This window comes from Piscinibacter gummiphilus, from assembly GCF_002116905.1.
GTDB lineage: Bacteria > Pseudomonadota > Gammaproteobacteria > Burkholderiales > Burkholderiaceae_C > Rhizobacter > Rhizobacter gummiphilus.
In genome coordinates this window covers 2,612,213-2,624,844 of record NZ_CP015118.1, presented here as the reverse complement: position 1 = coordinate 2,624,844, position 12,632 = coordinate 2,612,213, and the positions used below count along the sequence as shown (strand labels likewise).

Sequence of the window (12,632 nt, the reverse complement as noted above, 5' to 3'; positions counted from 1 at the left end):
TCACGTTTACAGTCTCCACAGCACTTGGACGGCCCAGCCGCCACAACCCACCAGCCAAACGATCACGGCCACCTGAAGCGCGAGCTTCACGCCCACGGCCTTGACGTAGTCCATCAGCACGTCGCGCATGCCCACCCACACGTGGTACAGCAGGGCCACGATGGTGACGAACGTCAGCAGCTTCATCCACTGCGACGAGAAGATGGCGCTCCACTTGGCGTAGCCCATCTCGGCGCCGAAGAGGATCTGCACGATGAGCGCGACGGTGAACAGCGCCATCAGCACGGCGGTGACGCGCTGCGCAAGCCAGTCGCGCAGGCCGTAGTGCGCGCCGACGACGACGCGCTTGGAACCGTAGTTCGGAGTTGTCATGTTCGGAGGTTCCGGATCAGAAGAAGAGCTTGAAGCCCAGGGCAGCCGTCAGCAGCAGGCTGATGGCCAGCGTGGCGACGGCCGAGCTGCGGCCGAATTCCTTGCTCACCGAGTGGGTGGCGTCCATGTAGAGGTGGCGCACGCCGGCGGTGAAGTGGTGCAGGTAGGCCCAGATCAGCGCGAGCACCACCAGCTTGAAGAACCAGCCCGGCACGAAGCCGAGGCCGCCCACGAACACGTCGGCGATGTACTGGTACGTGACGTCGGAGTTGAGGCTGTTGTCGAGCAGCCAGATGATGAACGGCAACAGCACGAACATGATGATCCCGCTCACGCGGTGCAGGATCGAGACCCAGCCGGCCGGAGGCAGGCGGTACTGGGTCGCGTCGACGAGACGCATCGTGCCCGGTCGCTGTTTGATGGTGTCTGACATAAAACCTCGTTGCTCTGACAAAGAAGGACGGGACCCGGATGGCCCCTTCGACCCGCGACCATAGCCACAGGAAACTTGTGGATTTTATTGCAACGCAGCACGTTGCGCTCGCGCAATGTCAGTCCGCGGCTCGATCCGCGCACAAACACCACACGCTGTTCAACTCAGTTCGTTGCGGTAGTAGTGCGCCTCGGTGTTGTAAAGGCCGCGCCGCAGCTCGACCGGCTTGTCGTCGTAGGTGCGCGACAGGCGCTCCACGCTCAGCAGCGGCGCACCCTGCGCCACCTGCAGAAGTTCCGAGGCCGTCGCGTCGGCAGCCACGGCCCTCAATTGTTCCTCGGCGCGGATCATGCGCACGCCGAACTCGGTCTCGAACATGCCGTACATGGGCCCGCGGTACTCGGCGAGCCGCTCGCCCGTGAGGCCCTTGAAGAGGTTGCCCGGCAACCAGATGTCGTCGAGCACCACGGGCACGCCCCGGAAGTGCATCACGCGGCGCACCTCGACGACGGGGTCGCCCGCCTTCAGCTCGAGGGCGCGGCTCACGTCGGCCGGCGCGCGCAACCTGCGGCAATCGATCACGCGCCGGGTCACGTTGCCCGTTTCACCGTCGTCGGACATCAGCCGGAGGAAACGGAACTGGATCTTCTGTTCGGAATGGGTGGCGACGAAGGTGCCCTTGCCCTGGCGGCGCACGACGAGGTTCTCGTCGGCGAGCGCGTCGATGGCCTTGCGCACCGTGCCCTGGCTCACCTTGTAGCGCGCGGCGAGTTCGACCTCGCTCGGGATCAGTTCGCCCGGCCGCCACTCGCCGGCCTGCAGGCTGCGCGTGATCAGCGTCTTGATCTGCTGGTACAGCGGGCTGAATGCCGGTCCGTCCGACACAGGGTCGGTGGTGGACGAGGCGGGGGACGAAACCATGGGGCGGATTGCAGCACAAGCCCCTCCTCGCGTCCATGAATCCCGACCGCCTGTCTTATATAAGACATAAGAGCATTGACGGACTTCGGGTTGGCCCCTAGACTCGCCTACACTTCCGGTCTGGCCCCCGACGCGCTGCCGCCTCCGGTGACACCCTCGCCGCCCGCGCCAACGCCTGCCACCGTCGAATCCTCACCACTTCCAAGCGGAGTCCCCCCATGAGCAAGAAACCCGTTCGCGTTGCTGTCACCGGTGCCGCCGGTCAGATCGGTTACGCCCTGCTGTTCCGTATCGCCTCCGGCGAAATGCTGGGCAAGGACCAGCCGGTGATCCTGCAGCTGCTGGAAATCCCCGACGAGAAGGCCCAGAACGCGCTCAAGGGCGTGATCATGGAACTCGAAGACTGCGCGTTCCCGCTGCTGGCCGGCATCGAAGCCCACAGCGACGCCGAGTCCGCCTTCAAGAACACCGACTACGCCATCCTCGTGGGCGCCCGCCCCCGCGGCCCGGGCATGGAGCGCAAGGACCTGCTGAGCGCCAACGCCCAGATCTTCACGGTGCAGGGCAAGGCCCTGAACAAGGTCGCCTCGCGCAACGTGAAGGTGCTCGTGGTCGGCAACCCCGCCAACACCAACGCCTACATCGCGATGAAGAGCGCGCCGGACCTGCCGCGCGAGAACTTCACCGCCATGCTGCGCCTCGACCACAACCGCGCTGCCTCGCAGATCGCGGCCAAGACCGGCGGCACCGTCGGCGGCATCGAGAAGCTGACCGTCTGGGGCAACCACTCGCCCACGATGTACGCCGACTACCGCTTCGCCACCATCGACGGCAAGAACGTCAAGGAAGCGATCAACGACGACGTGTGGAACCGTGACACGTTCCTGCCCACCGTGGGCAAGCGCGGCGCCGCCATCATCGCCGCCCGCGGCCTGAGCTCGGCCGCCTCGGCCGCCAACGCCGCCATCGACCACATGCGCGACTGGGCCCTGGGCACCAACGGCAAGTGGGTCACGATGGGCATCCCGTCGAACGGCGAATACGGCATCCCGAAGGACGTGATCTTCGGCTTCCCGGTCACCACCGAGAACGGCAAGTACAAGATCGTCGAAGGCCTGCCCATCGACGCCTTCAGCCAGGAACGCATCGACCTGACGCTCAAGGAACTCACCGAAGAGCAGGACGGCGTCAAGCACCTCCTCTGATCGCTCTCGCGATCACCCCGAAAGGCCAGCATCTCGCTGGCCTTTTTCGTTCCCGCCCGCTAGGCTGATTGAATGAAGACCGAGTCCCTGCACCCCCGCGATGCGCTGTTCGAATCGAACGAACGCGCCCCCGCCCTGCCCGTCTGCGACCACTACGCCGGCGTGCCGGCCCGCATGGCCAAGAGCCTCCAGATGCAGGGCGAACTGGGCCCGGTGTTCGACGTCACCCTCGACTGCGAGGACGGCGCACCCGTCGGCGGCGAAGCCGAACACGCCGCCCACGTGGCCGAGTTGCTCGTGTCCCCGGCCAACCGCTTCGACCGCGTGGGCGCCCGCGTGCACCCGGCCGACCACCCGTCGTTCGAGCAGGACGTCGACACCCTCGTGAAGACCGCGGGCGAGCGCCTCGCGTACCTGATGGTGCCGAAGGTCTCCGGCCTCGCGCAGACCACCCGCGCCGTCGAGGCCATCGACGCGGCCGCGCGCCGCCACGGCCTCGCGCGCCAGGTCCCGGTGCACGCGCTGATCGAGACCCACGGCGGCCTGCGCGAGGTGTTCGACATCGCCGCGTTGCCGCGCATCGAGTCGCTGTCGTTCGGCCTGATGGACTTCGTGTCCGCCCACCGCGGCGCCATCCCCCAGGCCGGCATGAGCGCGCTCGGGCAGTTCGAGCACCCGCTCGTGCTGCGCGCCAAGCTCGAGATCGCCGCCGCGTGCCACGCCGCGGGCAAGACCCCGTCGCACTGCGTGGTCACCGAGTTCCGCCGGGCCAGCCTGCTGCAGGAAGCCGCCACGAAGGCCTGCCGGCAGCTGGGCTACCTGCGCATGTGGAGCATCCACCCCGACCAGATCCGCCCGATCGTCGAGGCCTTCGCCCCCACGGCCGCGGAGACGGACATGGCCACCGAGATCCTGATGGCCGCGCGCGCGGCCCGCTGGGCCCCCATCAGCCACCGCGACACCCTGCACGACCGGGCCAGCTACCGCTACTTCTGGCACGTCCTCGAACGCGCCCACCGCACCGGACAGCCACTGCCGGCCGAGGTGCGAGAGGTGTTTTTCGAAGACGACCTCACCTGAAAGTGTCGCAATCCCGTCACAGCCGCCAAACAATTGTTTCCGGCCCCCGCGGCGTTCGCGGCGCTGCGCTAGCACGGCCCGCGACGGCCGTGCGCGGCCCGACCCTGATCGCAGCGTGAATTCGCGCACGGCCGCCGCGATCAGCGCACACTGCTGCCAGAAGGAACCCCACCGCCGGGGTGCCGAGCGGTCCGTGAGCCCCTCCGCGGCCGGGCGCAAATTGTTTCAATCGGGTGCGTTCCCGGCTGCCTGCCACGGAGCAGCCACTCCACAATCGCGCCCACCTTCACCAACATCCCCTTGGAGTTTTCCGATGATCCGCATTGCCGCTCTTGCAGCCGCTCTCGCCCTCACGAGCGTGTCCGCCCTGGCCCAGCAGGCCGCCCCGGCCGAGAAGAAGCCGGCCGCCACCAAGAAGGCCCCCGCGAAGAAGGCCGCCGCCCCGGCCGCCAAGACCCTGGCTCCCGCCAGCCAGGAACAGCTGATGGCCGCCGAACGCACCTACTTCGGCGAATACGAGTGCGATTTCAAGCAGACGATCCAGATCGCCATGAACCCGAAGTCGCCGGGCTACGTCGACGTGGCGTTCAAGAAGGCCATCTACACGATGAAGCCCGTGCTGTCCTCCACCGGCGCCCTGCGCCTGGAAGACGTGACCGGCCGCACCCTGCTGATCCAGATCGCCAACAAGTCCATGCTGATGGACGTGAAGGTGGGCCAGCGCCTGGTGGACGACTGCGTGCACGAGAAGCAGCGCGAAACCGCCATGGCCGTGAAGCAGCAACAGGCCTCGCAGCCGATCAACTGATCCCTGCGGTGTCACTTCGGTGACGCCTTGTCCGAGCAGACCGCTCGGACGCCAACACTCCGAATCGATTGGTATGTACAATTCGTACGTACTGATCCATTCGGAGTTTGCCCATGGAAGCCACCGTCGCGGAACGCGGCCAGATCACACTGCCCAAGGCGGTGCGTGATGCACTGGGCTTGACCAAGGGCACCACGCTCAAGGTCGAACTGGACGGCGGCCGCATCATCCTCCGCAAGGATGTCAGCAAGGCCCTGCGCGAAGCGCGCGGCAAGTTCAAGCTCGTCGACGGCTACACCAGCACCGACGACGCCATGCGCGCCATCCGCGGCCGCGCCCCCAACGACCCCCTCGACCAATGATCGCGGTCGACTCCTCCGTGCTGTTCGACGTGCTGATCGGCGATCCGCAGTTCGCCGCCGCCTCGGAAACCTGCATCGGCGACGCCCTCGCCCGCGACGACGTGGTCGTCTGCGAGGCCGTGGTGGCCGAGGTGCAGTCCATGCTCGACACCTCGGTCAACCTCATGGACACGCTCGGCCAGCTGGGCATCCGCTACGACCCCGTCGGTGAAGCCGCCGCCATGCGCGCCGGCCACATGAACAAGCGCTTCCGCGCCCGTGGCGGCAAGCGCGAACGGGTCGTGGCCGACTTCCTGGTCGGGGCCCATGCCTTGCTTCAGTGTGACGCCCTGATCACCCGGGACGCCGCCTTCTTCCGGGACTTCTTCAAAGGTCTCAAGGTCATCCAGCCCACGGCCCCATGAGGGCCGGCGGCTCCCATTCCCGCTTTTTCAGAGAGAGAGAACCCACCATGCTCCAAGCCTACCGCCAACATGTCGCCGAACGCGCCGCGCTCGGCATCCCGCCGCTGCCGCTGTCGGCCCAGCAGACCGCCGAGCTCATCGAGCTGCTGAAGGCACCGCCCGCGGGCGAAGGCGCCGAGCTGGTGCAGCTGCTCACCCATCGCGTGCCTGCCGGCGTGGACGACGCCGCCAAGGTCAAGGCCTCCTACCTGGCTGCCGTGGCCCACGGCACCGAAGCCTGCTCGCTGATCTCGCGTGAACAGGCCACCCAGCTGCTCGGCACCATGCTCGGCGGCTACAACATCAGTCCGCTGGTCGACCTGCTCGACGACGCCGCCGTCGGCGCCGTGGCCGCGGAAGGCCTCAAGAAGACGCTGCTGATGTTCGACCAGTTCCACGACGTCAAGGAAAAGGCCGACAAGGGCAACGCCAACGCCAAGGCCGTGCTGCAGAGCTGGGCCGACGCCGAGTGGTTCACGAGCCGCCCGGAAGTGCCGGCCAGCATCACCGTCAGCATCTTCAAGGTGCCCGGCGAAACCAACACCGACGACCTGTCGCCCGCCCCCGACGCCTGGAGCCGCCCGGACATCCCGCTGCACGCCCTGGCGATGCTGAAGAACAAGCGCGACGGCGCTCCGTTCACGCCGGAGGAAGACGGCAAGCGCGGCCCGATCAAGTTCATCCAGGACCTGGCGGCCAAGGGCAACATGGTCGCCTACGTCGGCGACGTGGTCGGCACCGGCTCCAGCCGCAAGTCCGCCACCAACTCGGTGCTGTGGTTCACGGGCGAGGACATCCCCTTCATCCCGAACAAGCGCTTCGGCGGCGTGTGCCTCGGCAACAAGATCGCCCCGATCTTCTACAACACGATGGAAGACGCCGGCGCGCTGCCGATCGAACTCGACGTGTCGCAGATGAACATGGGCGACGTGGTGGAACTGCGCCCGTACGACGGCAAGGCCCTCAAGAACGGCCAGGTCATCGCCGAGTTCAAGGTCAAGAGCGACGTGCTCTTCGACGAAGTGCGCGCCGGTGGCCGCATCCCCCTGATCGTCGGCCGCGGCCTGACCGCCAAGGCGCGTGAAGCCCTGGGCCTGACGCCCAGCACGCTGTTCCGCCTGCCCCAGGCCCCGGTGGACACCAAGAAGGGCTTCTCGCTCGCGCAGAAGATGGTCGGCCGCGCCTGCGGCATGCCGGAAGGCCAGGGCGTGCGCCCGGGCACGTACTGCGAGCCGCGCATGACCTCGGTGGGTTCGCAGGACACCACGGGCCCGATGACCCGTGACGAACTGAAGGACCTCGCCTGCCTCGGCTTCTCCGCCGACCTGGTGATGCAGAGCTTCTGCCACACGGCCGCGTATCCGAAGCCCGTGGACGTGAAGATGCACCACGACCTGCCCGAGTTCATCAGCACCCGCGGCGGCATCGCGCTGCGCCCGGGCGACGGCGTGATCCACAGCTGGCTCAACCGCTTCCTGCTGCCCGACACCGTCGGCACCGGCGGCGACAGCCACACCCGCTTCCCGATCGGCATCAGCTTCCCCGCCGGTTCCGGCCTGGTGGCGTTCGCCGCCGCCACGGGCGTGATGCCGCTCGACATGCCGGAAAGCGTGCTCGTGCGCTTCAAGGGCAAGATGCAGGCGGGCGTCACCCTGCGTGACCTCGTGAACGCGATCCCGCTGTATGCCATCCGCCAGGGCCTGCTGACGGTCGAGAAGAAGGGCAAGAAGAACATCTTCTCGGGCCGCATCCTCGAGATCGAAGGCCTGCCCGACCTGAAGGTCGAGCAAGCGTTCGAACTGAGCGACGCCTCGGCCGAACGTTCGGCCGCCGGCTGCACGGTGCACCTGAACAAGGAACCGATCATCGAGTACGTCAACAGCAACATCACGCTGATGAAGTGGATGATCGCCGAGGGCTACGCCGACGCACGCACCCTGCAGCGCCGCATCGCCGCCCAGGAAGCCTGGCTGAAGGACCCGCAGCTGCTCAAGGGCGACGCCGACGCCGAGTACGCCGCCGTCATCGAGATCGACCTGGCCGACATCCACGAGCCCATCGTGGCGTGCCCGAACGACCCGGACGACGTGAAGACGCTCGCCGATGTCGCCGGCGCCAAGATCGACGAAGTGTTCATCGGCTCGTGCATGACCAACATCGGTCACTTCCGTGCCGCATCGAAGCTGCTCGAGAACAAGCGCGACATCCCGGTGAAGCTGTGGGTGGCCCCGCCGACCAAGATGGACGCGAAGAAGCTGTCCGACGAAGGCCACTACGGCGTGCTCGGCACGGCCGGCGCCCGCATGGAAATGCCGGGTTGCAGCCTGTGCATGGGCAACCAGGCCCAGGTGAAGGAAGGCGCGACGGTGTTCTCCACCAGCACCCGCAACTTCCCGAACCGCCTCGGCAAGAACAGCAACGTCTACCTCGGTTCCGCCGAGCTGGCCGCCATCTGCTCGAAGCTCGGCCGCATCCCCACGAAGGAAGAGTACCTGGCCGACATGGGCGTGCTGACCGCCGCCAGCGACAAGGTCTACCAGTACCTCAACTTCGACCGCATCGACGAGTTCACCGAAGCGGCCGACAAGGTCTCTGCTTGATCCTCACCTCCATGTGAGACCCGAAGGGCCCGCGCAAGCGGGCCCTTTTCTTTGCACTGCTTCACACTCCTTCACGAAAGTTCCGTCGGCCCCGGGAAACTCCGCCCCGGGACAACCCGGGCAACAGCGACTGCGTTCAAGTCGCTGCCGTTCCGCCCTCCGCAGAATCCGTTCCGTCCCAGGCCACGACGCCGCGGATGAACACACAAGAACCCTGACGGAGACAACCTTGAACGCATCCCTCAAGCGACTGGCCTTCGCGGCCGCCCTCTGCGTGCCCCTGGCCGCCTGGTCCGGCACCTTCACCGACACCTACTCCGGCTCGGGCGGCACCTCCAGCTGCCTGACGAGCTACAAGCTGCGCGGCAACGAACCGTCGAGCGGCAAGCACCCCGTGTTCCTCTACATGGTGGGCACCACCGAGACCTACGACAACGGCCAGGCGATGGCCGCCGTCAACGAGATGGCCGCGAAGGGCTTCGTGGCCGCCGCCGTCGAGTACAACAGCGGCTCGTTCGGCACCTGCTCGCAGATCGGCCAGAAGGCCGCCTGCATCTTCAAGCCGAGCAGCTCGGCCAGCGCGGTGAGCAAGCTGTGCGCACGCGCCACCGCCGACTGCAGCAAGGGCGTGGTCGTCGCCGGTTTCAGCCAGGGTTCGGTGATCGCCACCACCGCGAAGAACTACGACAGCCGCGTGCGCGCCGCCTACGGCATGGGCACGCACACCACCTACTCGGTCTACAGCCTGTCGTCGTGCATGGCCGCAGGCAAGTACACGCTGCCCACCACGAACCTGCGCATCGTCAACGGCGAGACCGACACCTTCCCCGGCGGCACACCCGCCACCGTGCGCGCGTCCTCGCAGAACGTCACGGGCAAGAACTGCGGCAGCAGCGCCTACAACTGCCAGAACAGCAACGGCAGCGGCTGGATCATGGTGCGCGGCTCGCAGGTCGGCGACCTCTCGGCCGACCACTGCTACCAGCGCGCCAGCGGCGACTGCCTGGGCCTGCAGGACGTGCTGGACAACGGCTGGCGCAACGGCAGCGACCCGTGGCAACTCAAGGCCAACCTGACCTGGCTGGCGGGCTTCGCCACGCCGTGACGGCCACGCCGGACGATCGCTGAAAAGAACCCTTGTCTGGGGTGTTTGGGGCCCCCGGTGCGCGTCTGACCGGGTGCCCCGTTTTGCCTGACGCAACGGACCTCAGGTTCGCCCCGAGGTCCGCGGCCACGCCACGGGACTATCGTCGACCATGTCCTTCCGCCACGACACACGCGGCACGCCGAACCAGATGTACCTGTTCGACGACGGGTTCGTGTTCACCTGCCGCGACGTCCATTCCGAAACGGCCCGCTTCAACGCGGCCCTGCTGCTCTCGCTCGACGGCGGCAGTTTCGACCTCGGCGCCGGCGACAGCACCCACCGGCTCTCGGCCGCCGCGGTGCGCCCGCTGCTCACGCGGCGGCTGCACGCCGACGGCCACCGCTTCGTCAGCATCGGCCTGAGCCCCAACCACGTGGACTTCCGCCCGTTCGGCGTGCTCACCGCACCGGGCTACCTGGGCCTCGACCCCGCGCCGTTCGCCCGCTGGGCCGGGCCCCTCGCGGCGCTGCACGCGGGCGACCTGTCACCGCTGGCCGCCCGTGACCTCTCCGACCAGCTGGTGCGCGAGGCCGTGGCCCAGTTGCCCACCCCTCGCCCGCTCGACCCGCGCGTGGCCCACGCCATCGAACGCCTCGACCAGGACCCGCAGCTCCCGCTGGAGGACCTGGCCGACGAGACCGGCCTGTCGTACGACCGCATGTCGCACCTGTTCTCGGAGTCGATGGGGCTGCCGCTGCGCAGCTACACGCTCTCGCTGAAGATCCACACGGCGGCCCGGCTGGTGGGCACCGGCCTCAACATGACCGACATCGCCCACGCCGCCGGGTTCTCCGACTCGTCGCACTTCTCGCGCGTGTGGCTGCGCGCGTACGGCGGCACGCCGTCGTACTTCTATGCGAGCGACCACGTGCGCCTGCAGCGGCTGCTGGGCGAACACCCGAACCGCCGCGACCAGTGGTCGGATCAGCGGTCCGGGGCGATCTCGGTGGCGTAGTCGACCAGCGCGCCCAGGATGTCCTGGCCACGGTCGTCGGCCTCGGGCTCCAGCGCCTCCACGCGCTCGAAAAACGCTTCGAGCGTGAACGCGCCGCCCGCACCGTCGTGCAGGCGCGCCGCGCAGTGCTGCTGCCACTGCTGCTGTTCCTCGTCGCTCAGCGTGTCGGGGAAGTTGCGCGCGCGGTAGCGGAACAGCAGTTCCTCGAGCCGCGGGTCGGCGAACGCGGGACGCTTGTCCGCCAGCTGCGACGGCGACAGGCCGCGCAGCCGCGTGAGGTTGCGCCGGTCGTCGTTGCCCACGAAACCGCCGTACAGGTCCTCGTCGACGTCCACCGGCGACGACGGCGCCGGCCGCTCGAACACCAGCGGCCACATGCCCGCGAGGCGGTGGCCTTCGCGCGCGGCGATCTCGGCGTGGCGCATCGCGACGTCGCGCTGCAGGTTCCAGCGCGCGGCCGTCTCATCGCTCACCGTCTTCAGGTTGCCCACGACGATGGGTGACTTGTTGATGTGGAGGGTCTTGATGGGCAGGCGCGTCACGCCCTCGGGCAGCGCGTCGGCCTTGCTGAACATGCGCAGGCGCAGCGTCTCGACGTCGAGGTCGAGCAGCTCCGTGGGGTCGGACGCGAGGTCCCACACGATGACTTCGTTCTTGTTCGTGGGGTGCGGGGCCAGCGGCCACACGAGGGCCATGCCGCCGCGGTCCGTGCCGTACATGCCCGAGATGTGCAGGAAGGGCTTGCCCACGCCCATCTCGCGGATGACCTCGTCCTTGCGGCGCAGCTTCACGCAGAAGTCCCACAGGCGCGGCTGCTTCGCCTTGATCAGGCGCGCGAGCGCGATGGTGGCGCGCACGTCGGAGAGCGCGTCGTGCGCCGCCTCGTGCACGAGGCCGTTGGCCTTGGTGAGGTGCTCGAGCTTGAACGACGGGCGGCCGTCATCGTGCTTGGGCCACTCGATGCCGTCGGGCCGCAGCGCGTAGGTGGCGCGCACGACGTCGAGGATGTCCCAGCGGCCGCACTGGTTCTGCCACTCGCGCGCGTAGGGGTCGATCAGGTTGCGCCAGAACAGGTGGCGGGTGACCTCGTCGTCGAAGCGGATCGAGTTGTAGCCCACGCCCACCGTGCCCGGCAGCGCGAGTTCGGCTTCGATGATGCTGGCGAAGCGGTGCTCGGGCACGCCCTCGGCGAGGCAGGTCTGCGGCAGGATGCCGGTCAGCAGGCACGACTCGGGATCGGGCAGGTAGTCCGGTGCCGGCTGGCAATAGACCATCGTGGGTTCGCCGATCTCGTTCAGGTCGGCGTCGGTGCGCACGCCGGCGAACTGCGCCGGGCGGTCGCGCCGCGGCACGCGGCCGAAGGTTTCGTAGTCGTGCCAGTAGAAGGTGTGGGTGTCGCTCATGGCCGCGCGTTCACCGGGCCAGCACGTCGAGCAGCCAGCGGTTGAGGTGGGCCACCTCTTCCAGGCACACCGAGTGCGGCATCGGGTAGTCGTGCCACTCGATGTCGTAGCCGAGCGCGAGCAGCGCGTCGCGCGAGGCGACCGCGCGGGCGAGCGGGATCACCGGGTCCTGCCGGCCGTGCACGAGGAAGATGGGCACGTCGCGGTTGGCCGGGCTCAGCTCGGCCTCGGTCTTGTCGGCCAGCGGCAGGTAGCCGGACAGGCCGGCCAGGCCCGCGAGGCGCTCGGGGTGGCGCAGGCCCACCATCAGCGTCATGGCGCAGCCCTGCGAGAAGCCCGACAGCACGATGCGGTTGGCGGGGATGCCGCGTTCGCGCTCGCGGCGGATCAGCGCGTCGATCAGCACGCGCGACTGGCGCAGGCCGCCCTCGTCCTCGCGCCGGGCGAGGTCGGTGCCGAGGATGTCGTACCAGGCCCGCATCACGTAGCCGCCGTTCACCGTGACCGGGATCTGCGGTGCGTTGGGGAACAGGAAGCGCACGGGCCCGACGGCATCGAGCTTGAGCTCGTCGACGAAGGATTCGAAATCGCGGCCGTCGGCGCCGAGGCCGTGCATCACGATGATCGCGGCGACCGGGTTCGGGCCGGTTTCGTATTCGAGGATTTCGAGGGAAGACATGGTGGAAGCGTCTGGAAACGTGAACCGACGCAATTTACCCGAAACCCCCGGGCCGCCCTTTTCGCAAAGGTTCCCCGAAAAGCGTGACTTCCGTCCGCACCCGCCAGATCCACGCGACTGAATTCACGAAATATGTCCGGATCGACACCTCATTTCCACCTTAAGGCCAAGAGGGTCTGCACCGATATTCCGACGGAATGGGAGCGGTCGATGCCGACCTGCGC

At 67.8% G+C, this 12,632-nt stretch carries 13 protein-coding genes; 8 read left to right on the top strand and 5 right to left on the bottom strand.

The features are described 5' to 3' along the window. Positions 1-6: 6 nt before the first annotated feature. From sdhD to A4W93_RS11650, 3 genes are all read right to left on the bottom strand, one after another. Positions 7-372, bottom strand: coding sequence for a succinate dehydrogenase, hydrophobic membrane anchor protein (sdhD, locus tag A4W93_RS11660; RefSeq protein ID WP_085750765.1), 366 nt, complete (start codon positions 370-372; stop codon positions 7-9). Positions 373-388: 16 nt separating this feature from the next. Continuing rightward, a complete protein-coding gene (gene sdhC / locus A4W93_RS11655) occupies positions 389-805 on the bottom strand; it encodes a succinate dehydrogenase, cytochrome b556 subunit (RefSeq protein ID WP_085750764.1) in 417 nt (138 codons plus the stop codon). 159 nt (positions 806-964) lie between these two features. After that, the gene (locus A4W93_RS11650; RefSeq protein ID WP_085750763.1) at positions 965-1,726 is read right to left on the bottom strand and encodes a GntR family transcriptional regulator; all 762 of its coding nucleotides are present in this window, start codon (positions 1,724-1,726) and stop codon (positions 965-967) included. 218 nt (positions 1,727-1,944) lie between these two features. On the opposite strand from A4W93_RS11650, the gene A4W93_RS11645 reads away from it, so the two are divergent. From A4W93_RS11645 to A4W93_RS11610, 8 genes are all read left to right on the top strand, one after another. Beyond that, complete coding sequence (locus A4W93_RS11645; protein WP_085750762.1) at positions 1,945-2,931, top strand: malate dehydrogenase; 987 nt, start codon at positions 1,945-1,947, stop codon at positions 2,929-2,931. A gap of 72 nt (positions 2,932-3,003) precedes the next feature. Beyond that, positions 3,004-4,011, top strand: coding sequence for an HpcH/HpaI aldolase/citrate lyase family protein (locus tag A4W93_RS11640; protein WP_085750761.1), 1,008 nt, complete (start codon positions 3,004-3,006; stop codon positions 4,009-4,011). 313 nt (positions 4,012-4,324) lie between these two features. Continuing rightward, positions 4,325-4,819, top strand: coding sequence for a hypothetical protein (locus A4W93_RS11635; protein WP_157131637.1), 495 nt, complete (start codon positions 4,325-4,327; stop codon positions 4,817-4,819). A gap of 113 nt (positions 4,820-4,932) precedes the next feature. Next, complete coding sequence (locus A4W93_RS11630; protein WP_085750759.1) at positions 4,933-5,181, top strand: AbrB/MazE/SpoVT family DNA-binding domain-containing protein; 249 nt, start codon at positions 4,933-4,935, stop codon at positions 5,179-5,181. Continuing rightward, on the top strand, positions 5,178-5,585 hold the full coding sequence (locus A4W93_RS11625) for a type II toxin-antitoxin system VapC family toxin (protein ID WP_085750758.1): 408 nt from the start codon (positions 5,178-5,180) through the stop codon (positions 5,583-5,585). The genes A4W93_RS11630 and A4W93_RS11625 overlap by 4 nt, the downstream gene beginning before the upstream one ends. 47 nt (positions 5,586-5,632) lie before the next feature. After that, positions 5,633-8,224, top strand: coding sequence for a bifunctional aconitate hydratase 2/2-methylisocitrate dehydratase (acnB, locus tag A4W93_RS11620; RefSeq protein ID WP_085750757.1), 2,592 nt, complete (start codon positions 5,633-5,635; stop codon positions 8,222-8,224). Positions 8,225-8,453: 229 nt separating this feature from the next. After that, positions 8,454-9,329, top strand: a complete 876-nt coding sequence (locus A4W93_RS11615; RefSeq protein WP_085750756.1) for a hypothetical protein — start codon at positions 8,454-8,456, stop codon at positions 9,327-9,329. A gap of 151 nt (positions 9,330-9,480) precedes the next feature. Next, the gene (locus tag A4W93_RS11610) at positions 9,481-10,326 is read left to right on the top strand and encodes a helix-turn-helix transcriptional regulator (protein WP_085750755.1); all 846 of its coding nucleotides are present in this window, start codon (positions 9,481-9,483) and stop codon (positions 10,324-10,326) included. On the opposite strand, the gene sbcB is transcribed toward A4W93_RS11610, so the two are convergent. Both sbcB and A4W93_RS11600 read right to left on the bottom strand, forming a co-directional pair. Beyond that, positions 10,296-11,729, bottom strand: a complete 1,434-nt coding sequence (sbcB, locus tag A4W93_RS11605; protein WP_085750754.1) for an exodeoxyribonuclease I — start codon at positions 11,727-11,729, stop codon at positions 10,296-10,298. The two genes, A4W93_RS11610 and sbcB, sit on opposite strands and share 31 nt — an antisense overlap. 10 nt (positions 11,730-11,739) lie before the next feature. Then, positions 11,740-12,408, bottom strand: coding sequence for an alpha/beta hydrolase (locus tag A4W93_RS11600; RefSeq protein WP_085750753.1), 669 nt, complete (start codon positions 12,406-12,408; stop codon positions 11,740-11,742). Positions 12,409-12,632: the final 224 nt, after the last annotated feature.

What these genes read in the sequence shown, in the direction of transcription:
- A4W93_RS11610 (WP_085750755.1), top strand. Translation starts at nt 9,481, where the DNA reads ATGTCCTTCCGCCACGACACACGCGGCACGCCGAACCAGATGTACCTG.
- acnB (WP_085750757.1), top strand. Translation starts at nt 5,633, where the DNA reads ATGCTCCAAGCCTACCGCCAACATGTCGCCGAACGCGCCGCGCTCGGC.
- A4W93_RS11600 (WP_085750753.1), bottom strand. Translation starts at nt 12,408, where the DNA reads ATGTCTTCCCTCGAAATCCTCGAATACGAAACCGGCCCGAACCCGGTC.
- A4W93_RS11630 (WP_085750759.1), top strand. Translation starts at nt 4,933, where the DNA reads ATGGAAGCCACCGTCGCGGAACGCGGCCAGATCACACTGCCCAAGGCG.
- A4W93_RS11650 (WP_085750763.1), bottom strand. Translation starts at nt 1,726, where the DNA reads ATGGTTTCGTCCCCCGCCTCGTCCACCACCGACCCTGTGTCGGACGGA.
- A4W93_RS11625 (WP_085750758.1), top strand. Translation starts at nt 5,178, where the DNA reads ATGATCGCGGTCGACTCCTCCGTGCTGTTCGACGTGCTGATCGGCGAT.
- sdhC (WP_085750764.1), bottom strand. Translation starts at nt 805, where the DNA reads ATGTCAGACACCATCAAACAGCGACCGGGCACGATGCGTCTCGTCGAC.
- sbcB (WP_085750754.1), bottom strand. Translation starts at nt 11,729, where the DNA reads ATGAGCGACACCCACACCTTCTACTGGCACGACTACGAAACCTTCGGC.
- A4W93_RS11635 (WP_157131637.1), top strand. Translation starts at nt 4,325, where the DNA reads ATGATCCGCATTGCCGCTCTTGCAGCCGCTCTCGCCCTCACGAGCGTG.
- sdhD (WP_085750765.1), bottom strand. Translation starts at nt 372, where the DNA reads ATGACAACTCCGAACTACGGTTCCAAGCGCGTCGTCGTCGGCGCGCAC.
- A4W93_RS11640 (WP_085750761.1), top strand. Translation starts at nt 3,004, where the DNA reads ATGAAGACCGAGTCCCTGCACCCCCGCGATGCGCTGTTCGAATCGAAC.
- A4W93_RS11645 (WP_085750762.1), top strand. Translation starts at nt 1,945, where the DNA reads ATGAGCAAGAAACCCGTTCGCGTTGCTGTCACCGGTGCCGCCGGTCAG.